Genomic DNA, 21,521 nt, shown 5'->3' with positions numbered 1-21,521 from the left:
CCGGACGAGGGAAATCGACGGCCGTGGGCGCGCATCCTCCCCACCGGTCCGGCCGTTCTTCAAGCGTGCCGCTTTCGGGAGCCGGCCGGGGGCCGGCCGGGGGCCGGGCGAAGGGGGCCGAGGAAGAGGGGCAACGGCGCCGATCGCGGTTCAACTTCCCACCGACATTCACTCCTTCGAGTGGCCGGGCAGGCGAAGCGCACCTGCCCTACAGAGGTGCTGAAAAGGTCAAATCAGTACCAGGGGTGGGACCGGCGAGAGAAGATTGTGAGCACCGGTGCGGAAGAAGCGGCTTCGGGGCGGGAAGCGCGAACAGCAGACCACGGCGGTGCCGGAGGGCACCGCTCACGTACGTAACCGGTTGGTCGCCTCCCTCGCGGCCGTGGCCCTCACGGTCCTCGGGGCGAGCGCCCTGGGGATCGTCGACGCCACCCGGGACCTCGCCGACTCCCGGCGGCTCGTCGGGCTCGCGGAAGCGGGCGGCGACGCGGCGGCCCTCGCGCACTCCCTCGCGGACGAGCGCGACGCCATGGTCCGCTACGTGGCCGGCGGGCGCGCCGACACCACCGGCTCCGGCCTCACCGACGAGCTGCGCGACCGTGTGGACCGGCAGTTGCCCGCCGTCCGCGCCGCCGTCCCCGCCTCCGTGCGCGACCGGCTCGACGCGCTCCCCGAGGTGCGCCGCCGGGCGCTGTCCGGCCCCGGCGACGCCGAGGCCGCCTTCGCCGCCTACACCGACGCCGTCCGGGCCCTGCACACCGTCTCCGGCACCCTCGCCGGGCGACTGCCCGCCCGGGGCGGTGCTGCGGCTTCCTTGGCAGCCCTGCCGCCGCTCGGCCGCGCCGTCGAGGAGGCCGCCGCCGCGCGCGGCCTGCTGCTCGCCGCGCTCGCCACGGGCGGCAAACCGCCCGCGCTCGGCACCGCCGCCCAGCGGGCGGACCTCCGCGAGCGGGCGGCGCGCGCCGACTTCACCGACCGCGCCCCCGCCACGGTCCGCGACGCCTTCCGTGACACGGTCACCGGCCCGCAGGTCATCGCCGCCGAGGAGTACCTCGCCCGGCTCGCCGCCCACCCGCAGCTCACCCCCGCGGACCTGGCCCTGCCCAAGGACAGCGTCCGCACGGCCCTGACCGCCCGCGTCGACCGGATGCGCGAGGTCGAGACCGCCCTCGCCGCCGACCAGGTCCCGGCCGCGCGGCAGCTGCGTGACGACGACCTCAGGGCGCTGGAGCTGCGCGGCGGCGTCGCCGCCGGGTGCCTGCTGCTCGCCCTCTGCCTCGGCATCGGCTCCGCCCGCTCCGTGACCCGCCCGCTCACCGCACTGCGGGAGGGCGCCCGCCGCGTCTCCGCCGACCCGGCGGCCAAGGAACCGGTCGTCGCCGGCCGCCGCGACGACGAGTTCGCGGACATCGCCCGCTCCCTCGACACGCTCCGCGAGACCGTCGGCGGCGACCGGGAGCGGATCACGACCCTGGAGGCCGAGCGCACCCGCCTCGTCGGCGCCCGCCAGTCCCTCGCCGACGAGCGGGACGCGCTGCGCGCCCAGGCCCAGGACCTGACCGAGCGGCTCGCCGGACTCTCCGGCCGGGTGCACGGCACGTTCGTCAGCCTGTCGCTGCGCACCCTCGGCCTGGTCGAGCGCCAGCTGAGCGTCATCGAGTCCATGGAGGCCAACGAGGCGGACCCCGACCGCCTGGAAGTCCTCTTCAAGCTCGACCACCTCGCGACCCGGATGCGCCGCCACAGCGAGAACCTGCTCGTCCTCGCCGGTGCCGAGCACAGCTCCGGACACCACGGGCCCGTACCGCTGCTCGACGTCCTGCGGGCGTCCATCAGCGAGATCGAGCGGTACGAACGGGTCCGCATCCATTCCCTGCCGCCGGGCGCCCAGCTCGCCGGGTTCGCCGCGGACGACGTGAGCCACCTGGTCGCCGAGCTCCTGGAGAACGGCACGGCGTTCTCCCCGCCCGACGTCCAGGTGCAGGTCTCCGGCTGGCTGCTGGAGAGCGGCGAGCTGATGCTCTCCGTCCAGGACGAGGGCATCGGCATGGCCCCCGAGCGCCTCGAAGAGCTCAACACCCTGCTGGCCGACCCGGATCCGCGCGGGCCCCGGCCCGGCGGCGGCGAGCAGCACGACCGCCCGGCCCTGGGCCTCGGGCTGTACGTGGTCGCGCGGCTCGCCGCCCGGCACGGGGTGCGCGTCCAGCTGCGCGACCAGAGACCGGGCGGTGTCGCGGCGGTCGTGGTGCTGCCGAGGACGCTCCTGCCGGACGGCCCGCCGGTCGTCACCGACTTCGCGTCCGCCCCGCCGGTGCCGGGTGCCACGGCGCCGCCGCCGGTGCATCTCCCCGGTTCCATCGCCGAGGCCAACTCCCACGAGCTGCCGCCTCGTTCACCGCACGCGGTCGGCCCACGGCGGTCCGACCCGCTGATCGAGGCCGCCGAGCGGGCCATCCGGCTCAACGCGATCCCCGGCCAGCAGCCCACGATGATCCCCGGTCAGCCGACCATCCCCGGCCAGCCCACGGCCACGGGCCGGCACGCCCGCCACGCGGCCCCGCCACCACCGCCCGCCCCCGCCCCGCCGCCGGACCGGACCCGGGCCCCGGCCCCGGCGCCCGGACCGGCGGACCTCACCGGTACGGGTCTGCCCAAGCGGACCCCGAAGGCCGTGCCGCGCAAGCCGCCCGCCCCACGGGTGCGTCAAGGCGTCGACGCGGAGGCGCTGCGGCGCAAGCTCGCCGGGTTCCAACAGGGCGCGCGCGACGGGCGGCGCGATGTGGAAGCCGAGCTGGTGGACCGGGATACTGATCAACACCAAGCGGGGGCGCGGGACGAGGGTGGCACTGTCGAGGAGGCACGCGGTTGACTGCATTTTCCCGGGGGGCGACCCCCGTTACCCCCACCGGTCCCACGGGCTACGGGCTGAGCAACGAAGCCCGCAATCTGCATTGGCTGCTGACCGACCTCGTCGAGGAGGTGCCCGGCGTCGAATCCGTCGCCGTCGTCTCCTCCGACGGTCTGATGCTGCTCTCCTCCGACCCGCCGGCCCCCGCCGCCGGTGGCGAACAGCCGGAGAGCCCACGGGGATCCACCGCCGACCTCGCCACCATCGTGGCCGGCCTCGGCAGCCTGACGACGGGGGCGGCCGCCCTGATGGACGGCGGCTTCGTCAAACAGACGATGGTCGCCATGGACGGCGGCAGCCTCTTCGTCATGACGATCAGCGACGGCTCGCTGCTCGGCGTCCACACCTCCCCGGACTGCGACATGAGCGTCGTCGCCTACCACATGGCCCTCTTCGTCGGCCGGGCCGGCCACGTACTCACCCCCGAACTGCGCAGGGAGCTGCGCCGGTCGGTGGAGGCGGTTACGTGACCCTCACCCACCCCCTGCCCCTGCGCGTCCCCGACCGGGCCGCGGTGGGCAGGAGACCGGCGCGGGTACGTCCGTACTCGCTCACCGGTGGGCGGCACCGCTTCGGCCACGTCCTGCGCGTGGAGACCTTCGTGGCGGCGCTCGACGACCCCGGCGAGTGGCCCGAGCCGGTCACCGGCGGGCTGGCCGCCCTGCTCATGCCCGAGGTGCGCGCCATCATCGGGCTCTGCCGCCGGCTGCGGTCGGTCGCCGAGGTGTCCGCGCTGCTGAAGATGCCGCTGGGCGTCGTGCGCGTACTCCTCGGCGATCTGGCCGACCAGGGAAGGATCCGCGTGTACGGCATCGGGTACGGCGGCTGCCGGCCCGACCGCGCGCTGCTCGAAAGGGTGCTGAGTGGACTTTCCAGACTCTGACACGATGGGCGCGAAGGCCGCGGCACCCGGCGACGAAGGGGAGCCGCAGGGCTGGCAGACCGACCGGTCGAAGGCCCCCGTCGCCACGAAGATCGTCGTGGCGGGCGGCTTCGGCGTCGGCAAGACGACCTTCGTCGGATCGGTCTCCGAGATCACCCCGCTGCGCACCGAGGCGGTGATGACGGTCGCCAGCGAGGGACTCGACGACCTGGTCGCCATTCCGGAGAAGGCCACGACCACGGTCGCCATGGACTTCGGCCGCATCACCCTCGACGCCGAGCTGGTGCTGTACCTCTTCGGCACACCGGGCCAGAAGCGCTTCTGGTTCATGTGGGACGACTTGGTGCGCGGGGCGATCGGCGCGGTCGTGATGGCCGACACCCGGCGGCTGACGGAGTGCTTCCCCGCGCTCGACTACTTCGAGAGCTGCGGGCTGCCGTACATCGTCGCGGTCAACCACTTCGAGGGCACCGCCCGGTACGCGCCGGAGGACGTCCGGGAAGCGCTGTCCCTGCCGTCGTACGTGGCGGTCGTCGACATCGACGCCCGGCGGCGCGAGAGCGTCGTCGACGCGCTGCTGACCCTGGTCCGGCAGGCCCTCGACGCCGCCCCCGCGTAGCCGCGGGCCCGCGGTACCGGCCGTCCCCGGCATGCGGAAGGCACCACCGGGCAAGGACCCCGTACCGAGCCAGAGCGGGAGCGAGACAGACCATGCGACGGATCCTCATCGTCGGAGCCGGCCAGTCCGGCCTCCAGCTGGCCCTCGGGCTCCAGTCCAAGGGGTACGACGTGACCCTGATGTCCCACCGCACGGCCGACGAGACGCGCTCCGGCCGGGTCATGTCCACCCAGGTCATGTTCGCCACCGCGCTCGACCACGAGCGCGACCTCAAGCTCAACTTCTGGGAGAACCGGGCCCCGCGCATCGAGGGCCTCGGCGTCTCCGTGGCCGGGCCCGCCCGTGAGCCCGGCGGCTACCACCGGACCGTCGACTGGGCCGGCAGCCTCGACGGCTACGCCCAGTCCGTCGACCAGCGCGTGAAGATGGCCGGCTGGATGGACGTCTTCGCCGAGCGCGGCGGCCGGCTCGTCATCCACGGCGCGGCCGTCTCCGACCTGGACTTCCTCTCCCGCCGCTACGAGTTGGTGCTGGTCGCGGCGGGCAAGGGCGAGCTGGCGTCGATGTTCGGCCGGGACGCCGCCCGCTCGCCCTACGCCGCCCCCCAGCGGTCGCTGGCCGTCGCCTACGTCCACGGGCTCGGCCCGCGCCACGAACACCCGGAGTACGACGCCATGCGGTGCAACCTCGTGCCCGGCGCCGGCGAGTTGTTCGTGATGCCCACGCTCACCACCTCCGGCCACGCCGACATCCTCTTCTGGGAGGGCATACCGGGCGGCCCGATCGACGTCTTCCAGGACGTCAGGGACCCGGGCGAGCATCTGGTGCGCACCCTGGAACTGCTGGAGCGCTTCACGCCCTGGGAGTACGCGCGCGCCACGAAGGTCGAGCTGACCGACGCCAACGCCACCCTCGTCGGCCGCTACACCCCGACCGTCCGGCACCCCGTCGGACGGCTGCCGTCGGGCGGGGCGGTCCTCGGCGTCGGCGACGTCGTCGTGGCCAACGACCCGGTCACCGGCCAGGGGGCGAACCTGGCCGCCAAGTGCGCGGCCTCGTACCTCGAAGCGATCGTCGCGCGCGGCGGCGCGCCCTTCGACACGGCGTGGATGCAGGCCACCTTCGAGCGCTTCTGGGCCACCGCCCGGCCCGCGACGAAATGGACCAACGCCATGCTGGCGCCCCCGCCCCCGCACGTGTTGAACCTCGTCGGCGCGGCGGGCCGCCTCCAGCCGGTCGCGGACCGCATCGCGAACGGCTTCGACGACCCCGCGGACTTCGAGCACTTCTTCTTCGACTCCGCGAAGGCCGACGCGTATGTGCGGGACGCGGGCGAGGCGGAGGGAGACCTCGAAGAGGGCGAGGTGACCGAGGGGACGGGGGACGCGGACTGACCGTGCGGGCCAGGCACCGGGCCCCGAAGGGACGCGGGGAACCGCGCGACCGGCCACGACTGCGCCGCAGCCGATCGACGACCCCATCGCGGCACTTTCCGCCGGACAGGCCCTAGCGGCCCGGTGCCCTCGCCGAGCCGTACCCGGTGTCCGATCCGGCCCAGGCGCCCTCGGGCACCTTCGGCGGGGCGTAGTCGCGCAGCGGGGCCTTGTCCGCGTCCGGGCGCACGGCGCCGAGCAGCGGGTTCGCCGCGATCGGCGAGACCTTCACATACGCACCGGGCCGGGGCGCCTGTATCACCTGGCCGTTGCCGATGTAGAGCGCGACGTGCGTCGCGCCCTCGAAGTAGAGCACCAGGTCACCGGGGCGCAGCTCGTTCAGCGGCACCTTCGGCAGCGTCTTCCACTGCTCCTGGCTGGTCCGGGGGATCGCGCCGCCCGCGTGTGCCCACGCCTGGGAGGTCAGGCCCGAGCAGTCGAAGGAGTCCGGCCCCGACGCGCCCCACACGTACGGCTTGCCGACCTGCTGGAAGGCGTACCGCAGGGCCTTCCCGCCGACGACGGAAGGGTTGACCGAGCCGCCGAGCCTGCCCGAGCGGCCGAGCCTGCCCGAGTCGACCAGCTTGCGCTGTGCCTCGGTGATGCCCTGTTGCTCCAGCTTCCGCAGCCGCTCCAACTGCTCGCCGGTCATCGAGGCCAGCAGCCGCTCGACGGCGGCCAGCCGCTTCCGCACGGTGTCGCGCTGCTGCTTCTGCTTCGCGGCGAGCGCCTCCTGCACGTTGAGCGCGTCGCGCGCCTGCGCGGCGAGGACCGCCGCCCGCTTCTCGCCGCCCGTGAGGCGTTCGAGCGTGGCGGCGCGGCGACCCGCGGCCCGCTTCAGCTCGTGCCCCTGGTCGAGGGCCTGCCGGGCGTTGCCGCTGAGCAGGAACCGCATGTACGGGGAGAGGGGGTTGTCGAGGCCGCGGTACTGCTCCCGGGCCAGCCGCCCCGCGTCGTTGCGGCTGCCGTCGAGGGCGACGCGGGCGTCGGCCAGGTCCTCGTTGAGCTTGTTGACCTCGGTGCGCTGTTTCTTCAGCTTCTCCTCGGTCGCGTTGTACGTCTCCGTGGCCTCTTCGGCCTTCTGATAGAGCGTCTGGAGCTGGCTGAGCAGGGCGCTGACCGGCTGGTCGGCTGGGTCGGCGGGCGCGGCGGCCGCCATCGGCGCGGGCAGTACGAGCGTGGCGCTTGCGACGAGCGCCGCCGTGCAGACCGCTTGCACGAAGCGTCCTGACCGTCCTGGCACAGCTTCACCTCCGGTAGTGGGGCGTGTCGGCAGCCCCAGGAGGATCGTGCCATGCCAGTAGTACGAATGGCAGTCCGGTGGGCGAATCCGCCTAACCCGGTCACACCTGAGGGCTACGGCCGGGCGTCGGGCCGCGACCACGGCCATTTGGGGCCGGTGCTCCGCCGACCCTCGGGGTCGTACTCGTACTTCCACCCCTTGTGCAGCCCGAGCCGACGCGTCGTGGCCGCCTGGACCCTGCGGTACACGAGGACGGTCGGCTCCCCGCCGTCCGCGTCCGGCACGGGGATCTCGTACCTCTTCGGCGGGTGACCGGTGGGTCCCAGGAGCACCGGCAGAACGCGGCCGTCCAGCGGCCCGCCCACGAAGGGCGTCTCTTCGCTTCTCACCCCTCGATTCTCCGCCGTCGCGGGCGCGGGACCGGCACCGGGCGCGCGTCAGCCGCGCTCGTCCTTCGGGATCAGATGGCGCAGATACGCTTCCGGGTCGCTCATGTACCGCCGCCAGTGGTCCACGAGCAGCAGCTCGCTCCACTCGACCGGCTGGATGCCGTGCTCGCCCACCTCCAGGATCCGGGCCCCCGGCGTCGACGCCAGGACGGGGGAGTGGGTCGCGCAGATCACCTGCGCACCGGTCCGCCCGAGCCGGTGCATGAGAGCGACGAGCCGCAGGCAGGAGGCGAAGGACAGCGCGGCCTCCGGCTCGTCCATCACATACAGCCCCGGCTGCCGGAACATCGCCTCGAAGACGGTGAGGAAGCCCTCGCCGTGGCTCATCTCCGAGGTGTTCTCGTCCCAGTACCCCGGCAGGCCCCACACGGTCTCCATCAGGCCGAACGCGGTCTCCGCCCGGAGGAAGTACCCCTTCTTCCGCATCCGGGAGCCGGTCATCATGCGCGAGCCCGCCGAGGTGAGGTCCAGCCGCAGGGCGGACCCGAGCGGGGACGGCGGGCGGTCGTTGCCGTACTTCCGGCCCGCCCGGCCGCCGCGCCCGTCCAGCCCGAACGCCTCCGCCACCGCCTCGACGACGGTCGACTTGCCCGAGCCGTTCTCCCCGACGAGGAAGGTGACGGGCGCCTCGAAGGCGATCCCGTCACCGAGCAGCTCCTTCACACAGGGCACCGACCAGGGCCAGCCGTCGCGCTCGCCGTCACCGACGAGCTCGGAGGGTACGTAAGCGCGGTCCACGAGCATGCTCACGACCCTACGGGCGAGGTGTGACAACGGCCTCGGGGTGCCAGGAAACGCAGGTCAGAGCAGGTGCTCCGCGTCAGCGACGACCTCCAGCACGCGGCGGCCCAGCTGACCCACCGGGCCGTCCGGGCGCTCCAGGGCCAGCGCGGCACGGGCGGCCGTGGCGGTCTGCGGGTCGCTCGCCGCGGTCACGGTGAGCAGGGCCATGAAGTGGTCGACCAGCCAGTCGCGCAGCTCCTCCACGGGCGGCTGCTTGCCCTCGTCCAGCCAGATCAGCGACGCGGCCTCGACGGCCGATATCCACGTGCGGACCATCATCCGCAGCCGTGGCCCCGGCTCCGCCACCTCCAGGTGCGCCAGCACCTGCTCGGCGGCCGTGCGCCGCACCTCGTCCACGATCGCGCCCGTACGGGAGGTCTCGACGACGCTGCCGCCCTGGAGCAGCGCGCTGAAACCCGCGTCGTGCCCGTCGACGAAGGCCAGATACCGGTCGAGCGCGGCGGCCAGGCGGCCGGTGACGGGCCCGGTCTGCGGCTCGGCGAAGCACTGTTCGAGGTCGTCGGCGGCGCTGCGCAGGGCGGCCTCGTAGAGCTGGGGCTTGCCGCCGGGGAAGTAGCGGTACACCAGCGGCCTCGACACCTTCGCGGCCGCCGCCACGTCGTCGAGCGAGACGTCCTCGGGCGCGCGGTGGCCGAACAGAGTGAGCGCGGCGGTGATGAGCTGGGCGCGACGCTCCGCGACGCTGAGCCTGCGGTAGGCGCCACGGGCGGCGGGAGCGGGGGCCGGAGCGGCGGGTGCCTCGGGCGTCGGTACGGCCGGGGTCGGTGCTGCCGAGGCGGTTCCGCTGCCGTTCATGGACCGCAGCGTAACGGTCCTGGTGGGTACGCGAGGCGGCCTTGGTGAGCGGGGGCTCAGGCGAGCAGTCCGGAGCTCCGCCACAGCCGTCGGCCGACGCCCCGCAGGACCCCGACGTCGTCCAGGAAGTCGGTGAGCCGCTTCGCCCCGGCCTGCATGACCTCGCGCCGGTGGCCGCTCGCCCGCACCTGGGCGACGGCCTCACGGCGGTCGAGGCCGACGTTCGTGTAGACGGCCGGATTGACGAAGGCTATGGAGAAGACGCGGGCCGCCTCCCCGCAGCTGACCCGGGTCAACTCCGCCTCCCAGCGCGGGCAGGAGACCATCTGGCGGCGCAGCTCCTCCCGCGCGTACCGCACGTGCCGTGCCTCCTCGACGACGTGGATGCGGGTGACGCCGCGGACGAGGGGCTGCACGCGCTCGTCGGGGAAGGTCAGGCGCTGCATGTAGTCGAGGATCTCCTCGCCGAGCAGCGTGGCGGCGAACGAACCGGGCGTGGTGGAGACGGTCTTGAGGAAGCGGCCGAGGTTGTGGTGCAGCCGGCGGACCGGGTAGGTCGGTGACCCCGTCCTGTCGATCATGCGGGCGAACATCTTGGAGTGTCTGCACTCGTCCGCGATCTCCGTCAGCGCGTACCGGACGTGTGCGCTGGTCACGGGCTTGTCGTAGATGTGCCGGACCAGCAGCTGCATCAGGATGATCTCGAACCAGATGCCGAGGGAGGCAAGTGCCGCGGCCTCGTGCCGGGCCAGCTCCATCCGCTGCTCCTCCGCCATCCGGCGCCACAACGGCGTCCCGTAGAGGGAGACCAGCTCCGGGGGCCAGAACCACTTGCCCTCTTCGAGCGGCGCGGCCCAGTCCAGCTCGGCGTCCGGATCGAAGGAGTGCCTGGCGGAGGACGCGAGGAGTCGCTCGGCGACCTGCTCGCGGTCCTTGAGTAGCCCCAGCGCGTCCCGGAGCGCGGTCTTTTCGGTCACCGTGGTCATGGCTGAGGACACCTCGCCTGTGAGTTACCCGTGGTACGACATCGGTCCGTCCTTATGAGACTGCTTGTCAGCAAGGACGTCAATCCCTCCGGTACGACAAGTCACACGACATGCCCAATGGTCTGACGACCCCTCATTGACCCGACGGTAAGCGGCGTGTGAGCCTGCCAATCAGCCATGCGCGCGAGGGACAGGAGACGTCGATGACGACGCGAAAGCTCTACGCACACGACCCCGGAGCCGGCGCCTGGGAGGTTCCGGCGAGCGGCGCCGCCCGGTTCGGCTGGGACTACGACGGTGGCCGCGACCGGCTTCTCGCCCTCTACCAGAAGGGCAAGGACAAGCAGTGGGACTCCGTCAAGCGCATCGACTGGGACCTCGAGGTCGACCCGTACGACCCGCTCGGTGTTCCCGACGAGAACATGACCGTCTACGGATCCCCGTACTGGGACCGGATGGGCGAGGCCGACCGGCGCGAGATGCGCCGCCACTTCGCCTCGTGGCAGTTCAGCCAGTTCCTGCACGGCGAGCAGGGGGCGATGGTGTGCGCCGCGCGCATCGTGGAGTCCGTGCCCGACCTGGACGCGAAGTTCTACTCCGCCACCCAGACGATGGACGAGGCCCGGCACGCCGAGATCTACAGCCGGTTCCTGCGCGAGAAGATCGGGATGCTCTACCCGATCAACGACAACCTCCAGTCGCTGCTGGGTGACACCCTGCGGGACTCCCGCTGGGACATGCCCTACCTCGGCATGCAGGTCCTCATCGAGGGCCTGGCCCTCGCCGCCTTCGGCATGCTGCGCGACACCACGGACAAACCGCTGCCCAAGCAGATCCTCACCTACGTCATGCAGGACGAGGCCCGGCACGTCGCGTTCGGCCGGATGGCACTGCGCGACTACTACAAAGAGCTCACCGACGCCGAACTGCGCGAGCGCGAGGAATTCGTCATCGAGGGCTGCTATCTGATGCGCGACCGGCTGCGCGGGGACGAGGTCCTGATCGACTTCGGCATCCCGGCGAAGGAGGCCCAGGAGCTGAGCGAGCAGGCCGAATACCTCCGGCTCTTCCGGAAGCTGCTCTTCAGCCGCATCGTCCCGTGCGTCAAGGACATCGGCCTGTGGGGCGAGCGGCTCCAGCGCGCGTACGTCGACATGGGCGTCCTCGAGATGGGCGACGCGAGCCTGGACCTCCTCATGGCGCAGGACGAGGAGCTCGCCGAGGCCTACGACGCCCAGCGGTTCGCGGCGGAGGAGGCCGCGCGCACGGCGGAGGTGGCGGAGGCGATCGCGGAGGGCGAGGGGGCGGCACAGGTCTGACGGGCCCGGCCCGGGAGGACGAGGACCCACACGTTCCGACGGCGGGGCCGTGCCTTCCGCGCCGGTCCCCCCGTCGGCCCCAACTCCGTGTCTCCCGATCACGCGCTTCGTTGTTTCGCCACGAATCGCGACGTCGTCCCGACTTCACCTCCCGACTTCACCGCTCGACCGCACATCCCGACTTCACAGGAGGCGCACATGGCAGGTTTTCTCGACCGGGCCAAGGAGCAGGCCCAGCGCAGCATGGCGCAGGGCAAGGAGAAACTGGAGGAGGTCCAGGCCCAGCGCGCCGGGGGAGACCTGCTGAAGAGACTCGGCGCCGCCTATTACGCGGAGAAGCACGGCATGGGCACTCCCGAAGCGACGCAGCGAGCCCTGTCCGAGCTGGAGACCCACATCAGCGCCCACGGGGACGGTTTCCTGCGCGGCGCGTGACCCGCTGCCACGCCGCCAACCACCGTGACGGGGAAGGCGCTTGGGCCTTGCGACCGGGGCGTGACGCGAGGACTCACTCGCCGCTCACTCGCGACCGGCGGCGGACAACGAAGAAGGGCCGGACCCAGTGATACTGGGTCCGGCCCTTCGACTTGGCACTTACCGAGTCCAGCGAAGTGACTTCGACTGATTCCGGTGAGTGCCCCCGGCAGGATTCGAACCTGCGCACACGGCTCCGGAGGCCGTTGCTCTATCCCCTGAGCTACGGGGGCGTGTCTTCCGCGTTTCGCGGCGACGGGTAGAACCCTACCAGCTCTTGTCGGGTGGGAAGTAACGGGTGGTCGGGGGCGGTCGGGGCGGGGGATTAGCGCATGGGGTGGTGGGGGGTGGCGCGCTCGGGGAAAGCTCGCTCGCACGGGGTGGAAGTGGGGAAAACCCGGACGCAGCGCGGCGGGCGCGCCTACTCTCAGGGTGTGCCTGGCTTGTCCGGCCGGGTCCTCGTTGTCGACGACAACAAGGTCATCCGGTAGTTGATCAGGGTCAACCTCGAGCTCGAAGGCTTCGAGGTCGTGACCGCGGCCGATGGTGCCGAGTGCCTGGAGATCGTGCATCGCGTGCGTCCCGATGTCGTGACGCTGGACGTCGTCATGCCGCGGCTCGACGGGCTGCAGGCCGCCGCTCGGCTACGGGCCGACGTCCGGACGCGGGACATACCGATCGCGATCATCAGCGCCTGTACGCAGCTGGAAGTGGACGGCGGCCGGGCCGCCGGAGTGGACGCGTTTCTGGCGAAGCCGTTCGAGCCGGCGGAGATGGTGCGGCTCGTGCGCCGGCTCATGGGATGCGGTCAAGTGGAGGGCGACGACGGCCTCCCGGGGGTCTGCGCCCCCGGGGAAGTGGAGCCGGCCGTGCGGCCCGGCGGGTAGTCGCGGCGACCCCTTTCCGTCCCGTCTGGTGAAACCTGTTCGCGGAGTGACCCCCCACCTCCCCTAGGCTTGGCCCTGTGACCCCCGCCGATCTCACCCGCACCGTGCTGCACACCGTGCGTCGCGCCGTCGAGGCCGATGAACTGTGCGCCGTCGTGCCGGAGCGGGTCACCGTGCGGGTTCCGCCGCGGCCGGGGTGCGGGGACTACGCCACCAACGTCGCCCTGCGGATCGCCAAGGACACCGGCCGCCCCGCCCTCGATATCGCCGAGGTGCTGCGGCGGCGGCTCGTGCGGGAGCCCGGCATCGCGGCGGTCGACATCGCCGGACCCGGGTTCCTCAACATCACCCTCGCGGGCGCCACCCAGGTGGAGCTGGTGCGGGAGCTGCTGGGCAACCGGGAGCCCGGCCGCCCCCTCCCGCTCCCCGAACCCGACCCCGCGCTGCTGCGCCGGCTCGGCACGGACGCCGCCCGGTGGAGCCTGCTCTGCCCGCCCGGCCTCGACCGCGACCTGCTGCTCGCCCAGCGCGAGAGCAACCCCCTCTTCCGCGTCCGCTACGCCCACGCCCGTAGCCAGGCACTGCTGCGCAACGCCCGTGACCTGGGGTTCTCGCCCGAGGCCGGGGACGTCCACAACGAGGACGCCGGCGCTCTCCTGGCCGCCCTCGCCGACCACGCCCGCGTCAGTGCCACCCGAGCGCCCGACCGGCTCGCCCGCCATCTCGAACGGCTCGCCGACGCCTTCCTCCGCTGGACCGCGGCGTGTCCCACGCTGCCCCGCGGCGACGAGAAACCCTCGGCCGTTCACCGCGCCCGACTGGCCGTCGCCGAGGCCTCGGGCAAGGTGCTCGCCGACGGCCTCCACCAGCTCGGCATCACCGCACCCGCACACCTCTGAGGAGATCAGAGCCCATGAGCCGCTCCGCCCACCCCGCCGGGCCCCGCTACGCCGACGTCCTCCCGGAGGGGCGCTCCGTCGGAAGTGCAGCGCCGCCCACCGACCTCAACGAGCTCGACCCGCGCGTGTGGTCCCGCACCGTCACGCGGAACGCCGAAGGGGTCGCCACCGTCGGCGGGCTCGATGTGAAGCGGCTCGCCGAGGAGTTCGGCACCCCCGCCTACTTCCTCGACGAGGACGACTTCCGCGCCCGCTGCCGCGCCTGGCGGGACGCCTTCGGCGACGAGGCCGACGTCTTCTACGCCGGCAAGGCGTTCCTCTCCCGGGCCGTCGTGCGCTGGCTGCACGAGGAGGGCCTCAACCTCGACGTCTGCTCCGCCGGGGAGCTCGCCACCGCCCTCGACGCCGGCATGCCCGCCGAGCGCATCGCGCTGCACGGCAACAACAAGTCGACCGAGGAGATCACCCGCGCCGTCGAGGCCGGTGTCGGGCGGATCGTCCTCGACTCCTTCCAGGAGATCGTCCGCGTCGCCCACATCGCCGAGCGGCTCGGCAAGCGCCAGCGCGTCCAGATCCGGGTCACCGTCGGCGTCGAGGCGCACACCCACGAGTTCATCGCCACCGCCCACGAGGACCAGAAGTTCGGCCTCGCACTGGCCGGCGGGCAGGCGGCCGAGGCCGTCCGCCGCGCGCTCAAGCTCGACGGGCTCGAGGTCATCGGCATCCACTCGCACATCGGGTCGCAGATCTTCGACACCTCGGGCTTCGAGGTGGCCGCCCACCGCGTCGTCGGGCTGCTGAAGGAGATCCGCGACGAGCACGGCATCGAGCTCCCCGAGATCGACCTCGGCGGCGGCCTCGGCATCGCCTACACCCCCGAGGACGACCCGCGCGAGCCGCACGAGATCGCCAAGGCGCTCGGCGACATCGTCACCCGCGAGTGCGCGGCCGCCGGGCTCGCCGTGCCGCGGCTGTCCGTCGAGCCGGGCCGTGCGATCGTCGGGCCCACCGCCTTCACGCTGTACGAGGTCGGCACCATCAAGGAGCTGCCGGGGCTGCGGACGTACGTGAGCGTCGACGGCGGCATGTCCGACAACATCCGCACCGCGCTCTACGACGCCGAGTACTCCGTCTCGCTGGTCTCCCGCACCTCCACCGCCGCGCCGATGCTCTCCCGCGTCGTCGGCAAGCACTGCGAGTCCGGCGACATCGTCGTCCGGGACGCCTTCCTCCCCGCCGACCTGGCGCCCGGCGACCTGCTCGCCGTGCCCGCGACCGGCGCGTACTGCCGCTCGATGGCCAGCAACTACAACCACGCGCTGCGCCCGCCGGTCGTCGCGGTGAAGGACGGCGCCGCGCGGGTCATCGTGCGGCGCGAGACGGAGGAGGACCTTCTCCGTCTCGACGTGGGGTAAACCGCGCCGGGCAACCCGTGTCGGCCGAAATACGTCGGTTGGCAGCTAGCTGACAGATGATTCCGTTGGCGGACCGATGTCGGCCGACGGAAACAAAGATCTCGAATACTGGACCCGGGGAGGGAAACCCCCGTCCAGTGAGTGAGACTGGTGAACCACCGAAGATGTATGAGAAACGAGGTCGGATGATGCGTACGCGTCCGCTGAAAGTGGCGCTGCTGGGCTGTGGAGTGGTCGGCACAGAGGTGGCGCGCATCATGACGACGCACGCGGACGACCTCGCGGCGCGCATCGGCGCGCCCGTCGAGCTCGCCGGCATCGCCGTCCGCCGCCCGAGCCGGGTGCGCGCCGGGGTGCCCGCGGAGCTGATCACCACCGATGCCACCGCGCTCGTCAAGCGCGGTGACATCGACGTGGTCGTCGAGGTCATCGGCGGCATCGAGCCCGCCCGCGCGCTGATCACGACCGCGTTCGAGCACGGCGCCAGCGTCGTCTCCGCGAACAAGGCGCTGCTCGCCCAGGACGGTGCCGCGCTGCACGCCGCCGCCGAGAGCCACGGCGCCGACCTGTACTACGAGGCCGCCGTCGCGGGCGCCATCCCGCTCGTCCGGCCGCTGCGCGAGTCCCTCGCCGGCGACAAGGTCAACCGGGTGCTCGGCATCGTGAACGGCACGACCAACTTCATCCTCGACAAGATGGACACCAGCGGCGCGGGCTACTCCGAGGCGCTGGACGAGGCCACCGCCCTCGGCTACGCCGAGGCGGACCCGACCGCCGACGTGGAGGGCTTCGACGCCGCCGCCAAGGCCGCGATCCTGGCCGGCATCGCGTTCCACACGCGGGTCCGGCTGGACGACGTGCACCGCGAGGGCATGACCGAGGTCACCGCCGCCGACTTCGCATCCGCGAAGCAGATGGGCTGCACCATCAAGCTGCTCGCCATCTGTGAGCGGGCCGCCGACGGGCAGTCCGTCACCGCCCGCGTGCACCCGGCGATGATCCCGCTGAGCCACCCCCTCGCCTCCGTGCGCGAGGCGTACAACGCGGTGTTCATCGAGGCCGAGGCGGCCGGTCAGCTGATGTTCTACGGGCCGGGCGCGGGCGGCTCGCCGACCGCCTCCGCGGTCCTCGGCGACCTCGTGGCCGTCTGCCGCAACAAGCTGGGCGAGGCCACCGGACCCGGTGAATCGGCCTACACCCGACTGCCCGTGAGCCCGATGGGCGAGGTGGTCACCCGCTATCACATCAGCCTCGACGTCGCCGACAAGCCGGGTGTCCTCGCCCAGGTCGCCACGGTCTTCGCCGAGCACGACGTGTCCATCGACACCGTCCGCCAGACGGGCAAGGACGGCGAGGCGTCCCTCGTCGTCGTCACCCACCGGGCACCCGACGCCGCCCTCTCGGCGACCGTCGAGGCGCTGCGCAGGCTGGACACGGTCCGCGGCGTCGCGAGCATCATGCGCGTTGAAGGCGAGTAGGGGAGTAACGAAAGCAATGTCTGCCAACAACGGTCGCCAGACCCCCCGCACCCAGCAGTGGCGCGGCATCATCGAGGAATACCGCGACCGGCTCCCGGTCTCCGCCGACACGCCGGTCGTCACCCTGCGCGAGGGCGGCACGCCGCTCGTACCCGCCCAGGTGCTCTCCGAGCGCACGGGCTGCGAGGTGCACCTGAAGGTCGAGGGCGCCAACCCCACCGGGTCCTTCAAGGACCGCGGCATGACCATGGCCATCACGCGGGCCAAGGAGGAGGGCGCGAAGGCCGTCATCTGCGCCTCCACCGGCAACACCTCCGCGTCCGCCGCCGCCTACGCCGTACGCGCCGGAATGGTCTGCGCCGTCCTGGTGCCGGAAGGCAAGATCGCGCTCGGCAAGATGGGCCAGGCGCTGGTCCACGGCGCCCGCATCCTCCAGGTCGACGGCAACTTCGACGACTGCCTCACGCTGGCCCGCAACCTGTCCGACAACTACCCGGTGGCGCTGGTCAACTCCGTCAACCCGGTACGGATCGAGGGCCAGAAGACGGCGGCCTTCGAGATCGTCGACATGCTCGGCGACGCGCCCGACATCCACGTCCTGCCGGTCGGCAACGCGGGCAACATCACCGCCTACTGGCGGGGCTACCGCGAGTACGCCGCCGACGGGATCTCCTCCCGGAACCCCCGGATGTGGGGATTCCAGGCTTCCGGTTCCGCGCCGATCGTGCGCGGCGAGCCGGTCAAGGACCCGCACACCATCGCCACCGCGATCCGCATCGGCAACCCCGCCTCCTGGCAGTTCGCCGAGGAGGCGCGGGACGAGTCGGGCGGCCTCATCGACGAGGTGACCGACCGACAGATCCTGGCCGCCTACCGCCTGTTGGCCTCCCAGGAGGGCGTCTTCGTCGAGCCCGCCTCGGCGGCGAGCGTCGCCGGTCTGCTCAAGGCCGCCGAGCTGGGCCTGGTCGACCCGGGCCAGCGCATCGTCTGTACGGTCACCGGCAACGGCCTCAAGGACCCCGACTGGGCGGTGGCCGGCGCGCCCCAGCCCATCACCGTGCCGGTGGACGCCACGGTCGCCGCGGAGCGGCTCGGTCTCGTCTGACCCCGCGTGACCCGGGGCTCCGCCCCGGGTCACGGTCCTCGAACTCCCCCAGCTACCGCTGGGAGGTGCCCCCAGGCCGGGCCGCCAACTGCTCGGACCGGCTGAGAACAAGCCAGTCCGGCGATCGAGGACACCAAAACAGCCCAGCTCGTGCCATAGCGGCGCGCCGCAGGCGACACGCTTCGTGCGCCTCCCGTGCGCCCTATGTCGCCGCAGAACCTTCCTTCGATAGGCTGTACTCACTCCGCCCCGTCGCAGACCCCTGTCGCCCCCCACGCGGCATCGCCGTCGCGGCCCTTGCGGACGTTGCACGCCCCACCGAGGCCACACCAAGGAGAGTCTTCGAGCGATGGCCGGTCCCGCGTTCCGCGCCGCCGCCGTCCGAGTGCGCACCCCTGCCACCAGCGCAAATCTCGGTCCCGGCTTTGATGCCCTCGGCCTGTCCCTGGGGCTCTACGACGACGTCGTCGTCCGGGTGGCCGAATCCGGGCTGCACATCGACATCGCGGGCGAGGGCGCCGAAACCCTCCCGCGCGACGAGAGTCATCTGCTCGTACGGTCCCTGCGTACCGCCTTCGACCTGCTCGGCGGCCAGCCGCGCGGCCTCGAGGTCGTCTGTGCCAACCGCATTCCGCACGGGCGGGGCCTCGGTTCCTCCTCCGCCGCCATCTGCGCGGGCATCGTCGCCGCCCGCGCCGTCACGATAGGCGGGGCCGAGCGGCTCGACGACGCCGCGCTGCTCGAGCTGGCCACCGAGATCGAGGGCCACCCGGACAACGTCGCCGCCTGTCTGCTCGGCGGATTCACCCTGGCCTGGACCGAGGCCGGGGCCGCGCGGGCCATTCGGATGGACCCTGCGGATTCCATCGTTCCGGTGGTCTTCGTGCCCTCCAAGGCCGTATTGACCGAGACCGCGCGCGGGCTGCTGCCGCGCAATGTCCCCCATGTGGACGCGGCGGCCAACGCCGGGCGCGCGGCGCTGCTCGTGGAGGCCCTGACCAGGCGTCCGGAGCTGCTGCTGCCGGCCACCGAGGACCGACTCCACCAGGAATACCGCGCTCCGGCGATGCCGGAGAGCGTGGCCCTGGTCAACCGACTGCGCGCGGACGGCGTCCCCGCGGTCATCTCCGGCGCGGGCCCCACGGTGCTCGCGCTGGTCGAGGACGGTGCGGCCGACAAGGTCGCACGACTGGCGGGCGAGGGGTGGGCGGCCAATCGGCTGACTCTCGACGCCGGGGGGACGAGCGTGCTGCCGCTCTCCTGACAAGCGGTGTCCGGGGGCGACCCCGGACACCCGAAAATTGCGGTTGCCGGTCTTTGAGAGGGGGAATGTTTGTGGGATCCGGTAGTGTTAACCTCAAGTCTGCACTCGAAGCCACATCGGCTCGGTGCTCTGTGTCCCGATCAGGGACCGCTTTTCTTCCGGGAGCCTCCCAAACTGCCTGAGCAGCCTGCCTGAGCAGCTTCGAGCACGCTCCGGAATCGGCGTGGGTGACATGAGTGAAGTGAAACGCCATGTCTTCACTGATTCCTTCACGCCGAAACCAATGAACCTGATTCTTCCGCCGTACCGGCGGACCACCGCCCAGGCCCGGTCCGCATTCCAGGACCGCAGCCGGACAGCACAACCGGTCGCCGAGCCAGACAGGCCGACGCCCGCTCCAGGGAAGGACCCTTCGTGAGCGACACCACCGATCTGATGGGCGTGAACGCCGACAGCTCCGTCGGCAATGCCTCCGCGCCCGCCACGGACGCTCCCGCCGCGCCTGCCACCGGTGCCTCTACCGCCCCCAAGCGGCGCCGCTCGGGCACCGGCCTCGACGGCATGGTCCTGGCCGAGCTCCAGCAGGTTGCCTCCGGCCTCGGCATCAAGGGCACCGCGCGGATGCGCAAAGGCCAGTTGATCGAGGTCATCAAGGAGAAGCAGGCCGGCTCCGCCTCGTCCGCCAAGGCCGCCGAGGCGGCCCCCGCCGCCGAGACCAAGCCGAAGCGCCGCGCGACCTCCAAGGCCCGTACGGGTGAGGCGGCCGCCGCCGCCGAGAAGCCCGCCGAGAAGGCCGCTGCCCAGCAGCAGATCGAGATCCCGGGCCAGCCGAGCAGCGACGAGCAGCCGGCCGGCGAGCGCCGTCGCCGTCGTGCGACCGCGCCCTCGGGCAGCCCCGAGACGGCCACCGAGACCAAGACCGAGGTCCGGGTCGAGGAGCGTGCCGAGGCCAAGGCCGAGACGGCCGTGGACACCGCCGAGGGCAAGGCCGCCAAGAGCGGCGAGCGCCAGGAGCGCGGCGAGCGCGCCGGCAAGGGCGACCGCCGCGAGCGCGGTGAGCGTGCCGAGCGCGGCCAGCGCGGCGAGCGTGACCGGGGCGAGCGCGGTGAGCGCGGTGAGCGTGACCGTGACCGCCGCGGCAGCCGCGACGGCGCCGGCCAGCAGGGCGGCGACCGCCAGGACCGTCAGCAGCAGCGCGACAACCGCGGCCCGCAGGGCGGCGGCCAGGGCGGCCCGCAGGACGACGACGACTTCGAGGGCGGCCGTCGCGGCCGTCGTGGCCGCTACCGCGACCGCCGTGGCCGTCGCGGCCGTGACGAGGCGGGCTTCGGCAACGAGCCGCAGGTCTCCGACGACGACGTCCTGATCCCCGTCGCGGGCATCCTCGACATCCTCGACAACTACGCGTTCATCCGGACCTCCGGCTACCTCCCGGGCCCGAACGACGTCTACGTCTCCCTCGCCCAGGTCCGTAAGAACGGCCTGCGCAAGGGTGACCACGTCACCGGTGCGGTCCGGCAGCCGAAGGACGGCGAGCGGCGCGAGAAGTTCAACGCCCTCGTCCGCCTCGACTCGGTGAACGGCATGGCGCCCGAAACCGGCCGTGGCCGCCCGGAGTTCGGCAAGCTCACCCCGCTCTACCCGCAGGACCGCCTGCGGTTGGAGACGGACCCGGGCGTGCTGACGACCCGGATCATCGACCTGGTCGCGCCGATCGGCAAGGGCCAGCGCGGTCTGATCGTGGCCCCGCCGAAGACCGGCAAGACCATGATCATGCAGGCGATCGCCAACGCGATCACCACGAACAACCCCGAGTGCCACCTGATGGTCGTCCTGGTCGACGAGCGTCCGGAAGAGGTCACCGACATGCAGCGGTCGGTCAAGGGCGAGGTCATCTCCTCGACCTTCGACCGCCCGGCCGAGGACCACACCACCGTCGCCGAGCTGGCCATCGAGCGCGCCAAGCGTCTCGTCGAGCTGGGTCACGACGTGGTCGTCCTGCTGGACTCGATCACCCGTCTGGGCCGCGCCTACAACCTGGCCGCCCCGGCCTCGGGCCGCATCCTGTCCGGTGGTGTCGACTCGACCGCGCTCTACCCGCCGAAGAAGTTCTTCGGTGCCGCGCGCAACATCGAGGACGGCGGCTCGCTGACCATCCTGGCCACCGCGCTCGTCGAGACCGGCTCGCGCATGGACGAGGTGATCTTCGAGGAGTTCAAGGGCACCGGCAACATGGAGCTCAAGCTCGACCGGAAGCTCGCCGACAAGCGCATCTTCCCGGCCGTCGACGTCGACCCGTCCGGTACCCGCAAGGAGGAGATCCTCCTGGGCGCCGACGAGTTGGCAATCGTCTGGAAGCTCCGCCGGGTGCTGCACGCGCTCGACTCGCAGCAGGCCATCGAGCTGCTTCTCGACAAGATGAAGCAGACGAAGTCCAACGCCGAGTTCCTGATGCAGATCGCGAAGACCACGCCCTCCTCGGGCAACGGCAACGACTGATCCTGCTGACGGACGACGCGTCACCTAGGCAACACCACGACCGCCCCGCCACTTGTGTGGC

Annotated in this window: 19 protein-coding genes and 1 tRNA gene; 14 read left to right on the top strand and 6 right to left on the bottom strand. The window is 72.1% G+C overall.

Annotated elements, in window-relative coordinates:
* Positions 1–277 precede the first annotated feature (277 nt).
* The 5 genes from FHS38_RS08880 to FHS38_RS08865 all read left to right on the top strand — a co-directional run bounded on the left by FHS38_RS08880 (position 278) and on the right by FHS38_RS08865 (position 5,804).
* Positions 278–2,869: a sensor histidine kinase gene (locus tag FHS38_RS08880; RefSeq protein WP_184732602.1), complete on the top strand. Its 2,592-nt coding sequence runs from the start codon at positions 278–280 to the stop codon at positions 2,867–2,869.
* Complete coding sequence (locus FHS38_RS35190) at positions 2,866–3,378, top strand: roadblock/LC7 domain-containing protein (protein ID WP_229822735.1); 513 nt, start codon at positions 2,866–2,868, stop codon at positions 3,376–3,378. Before FHS38_RS08880 ends, FHS38_RS35190 begins: the two co-directional genes overlap by 4 nt.
* A complete protein-coding gene (locus FHS38_RS35185) occupies positions 3,375–3,791 on the top strand; it encodes a DUF742 domain-containing protein (RefSeq protein ID WP_229822734.1) in 417 nt (138 codons plus the stop codon). The genes FHS38_RS35190 and FHS38_RS35185 overlap by 4 nt, the downstream gene beginning before the upstream one ends.
* 4 nt (positions 3,792–3,795) lie before the next feature.
* Entirely contained in the window at positions 3,796–4,410 is a 615-nt protein-coding gene (locus FHS38_RS08870) for a GTP-binding protein (protein WP_184732600.1), read from the top strand.
* Between the two features lie 92 nt (positions 4,411–4,502).
* On the top strand, positions 4,503–5,804 hold the full coding sequence (locus tag FHS38_RS08865; RefSeq protein ID WP_184732598.1) for a styrene monooxygenase/indole monooxygenase family protein: 1,302 nt from the start codon (positions 4,503–4,505) through the stop codon (positions 5,802–5,804).
* Positions 5,805–5,916: 112 nt separating this feature from the next.
* Here FHS38_RS08865 and FHS38_RS08860 read toward each other — a convergent pair whose 3' ends face one another.
* The 5 genes from FHS38_RS08860 to FHS38_RS08840 all read right to left on the bottom strand — a co-directional run bounded on the left by FHS38_RS08860 (position 5,917) and on the right by FHS38_RS08840 (position 10,120).
* Positions 5,917–7,062, bottom strand: a complete 1,146-nt coding sequence (locus FHS38_RS08860; RefSeq protein ID WP_229822733.1) for a C40 family peptidase — start codon at positions 7,060–7,062, stop codon at positions 5,917–5,919.
* A gap of 137 nt (positions 7,063–7,199) precedes the next feature.
* Positions 7,200–7,475 carry a DUF8847 domain-containing protein gene (locus FHS38_RS08855; RefSeq protein WP_184732595.1) on the bottom strand — a complete coding sequence of 92 codons (276 nt, stop codon included), beginning with the start codon at positions 7,473–7,475 and terminating at the stop codon, positions 7,200–7,202.
* Between the two features lie 48 nt (positions 7,476–7,523).
* Positions 7,524–8,279 carry an AAA family ATPase gene (locus tag FHS38_RS08850; RefSeq protein ID WP_184732592.1) on the bottom strand — a complete coding sequence of 252 codons (756 nt, stop codon included), beginning with the start codon at positions 8,277–8,279 and terminating at the stop codon, positions 7,524–7,526.
* Positions 8,280–8,336: 57 nt separating this feature from the next.
* The gene (locus FHS38_RS08845; protein WP_184732590.1) at positions 8,337–9,134 is read right to left on the bottom strand and encodes a TetR/AcrR family transcriptional regulator; all 798 of its coding nucleotides are present in this window, start codon (positions 9,132–9,134) and stop codon (positions 8,337–8,339) included.
* 56 nt (positions 9,135–9,190) lie between these two features.
* Complete coding sequence (locus tag FHS38_RS08840; RefSeq protein ID WP_184732589.1) at positions 9,191–10,120, bottom strand: AurF N-oxygenase family protein; 930 nt, start codon at positions 10,118–10,120, stop codon at positions 9,191–9,193.
* A gap of 203 nt (positions 10,121–10,323) precedes the next feature.
* Between FHS38_RS08840 and FHS38_RS08835 the strand changes: the two genes are divergently transcribed.
* Both FHS38_RS08835 and FHS38_RS08830 read left to right on the top strand, forming a co-directional pair.
* Positions 10,324–11,439 (top strand): ferritin-like domain-containing protein, encoded by a 1,116-nt coding sequence (locus FHS38_RS08835; RefSeq protein ID WP_184732587.1) that lies wholly within the window; start codon positions 10,324–10,326, stop codon positions 11,437–11,439.
* Between the two features lie 198 nt (positions 11,440–11,637).
* The gene (locus tag FHS38_RS08830; protein WP_184732585.1) at positions 11,638–11,874 is read left to right on the top strand and encodes a hypothetical protein; all 237 of its coding nucleotides are present in this window, start codon (positions 11,638–11,640) and stop codon (positions 11,872–11,874) included.
* Between the two features lie 200 nt (positions 11,875–12,074).
* Here the strand turns inward: FHS38_RS08830 and FHS38_RS08825 are convergent.
* Positions 12,075–12,146: transfer RNA gene (locus FHS38_RS08825), tRNA-Arg, on the bottom strand.
* A 258-nt stretch (positions 12,147–12,404) separates the two neighbouring features.
* Here FHS38_RS08825 and FHS38_RS08820 point away from each other — a divergent pair.
* The 7 genes from FHS38_RS08820 to rho all read left to right on the top strand — a co-directional run bounded on the left by FHS38_RS08820 (position 12,405) and on the right by rho (position 21,460).
* Positions 12,405–12,800 (top strand): response regulator, encoded by a 396-nt coding sequence (locus tag FHS38_RS08820; protein ID WP_260420661.1) that lies wholly within the window; start codon positions 12,405–12,407, stop codon positions 12,798–12,800.
* Positions 12,801–12,877: 77 nt separating this feature from the next.
* A complete protein-coding gene (gene nrtL / locus FHS38_RS08815) occupies positions 12,878–13,699 on the top strand; it encodes an ArgS-related anticodon-binding protein NrtL (protein ID WP_184732583.1) in 822 nt (273 codons plus the stop codon).
* Positions 13,700–13,713: 14 nt separating this feature from the next.
* Positions 13,714–15,114, top strand: coding sequence for a diaminopimelate decarboxylase (lysA, locus tag FHS38_RS08810; RefSeq protein WP_184732581.1), 1,401 nt, complete (start codon positions 13,714–13,716; stop codon positions 15,112–15,114).
* A 185-nt stretch (positions 15,115–15,299) separates the two neighbouring features.
* On the top strand, positions 15,300–16,592 hold the full coding sequence (locus FHS38_RS08805) for a homoserine dehydrogenase (protein WP_184732579.1): 1,293 nt from the start codon (positions 15,300–15,302) through the stop codon (positions 16,590–16,592).
* A gap of 16 nt (positions 16,593–16,608) precedes the next feature.
* Positions 16,609–17,697 (top strand): threonine synthase, encoded by a 1,089-nt coding sequence (gene thrC / locus FHS38_RS08800; RefSeq protein ID WP_184732577.1) that lies wholly within the window; start codon positions 16,609–16,611, stop codon positions 17,695–17,697.
* Between the two features lie 349 nt (positions 17,698–18,046).
* Positions 18,047–18,961, top strand: a complete 915-nt coding sequence (gene thrB, locus FHS38_RS08795; protein ID WP_184732575.1) for a homoserine kinase — start codon at positions 18,047–18,049, stop codon at positions 18,959–18,961.
* Positions 18,962–19,375: 414 nt separating this feature from the next.
* Positions 19,376–21,460, top strand: coding sequence for a transcription termination factor Rho (gene rho / locus FHS38_RS08790; RefSeq protein WP_184732573.1), 2,085 nt, complete (start codon positions 19,376–19,378; stop codon positions 21,458–21,460).
* Positions 21,461–21,521 lie beyond the last annotated feature (61 nt).

The organism is Streptomyces netropsis (genome assembly GCF_014203545.1).
GTDB classification, from domain to species: domain Bacteria; phylum Actinomycetota; class Actinomycetes; order Streptomycetales; family Streptomycetaceae; genus Streptomyces; species Streptomyces netropsis.
The sequence above is the reverse complement of the archived record's forward strand: the minus strand, read 5'-3'. Positions and strand labels throughout refer to the sequence as shown.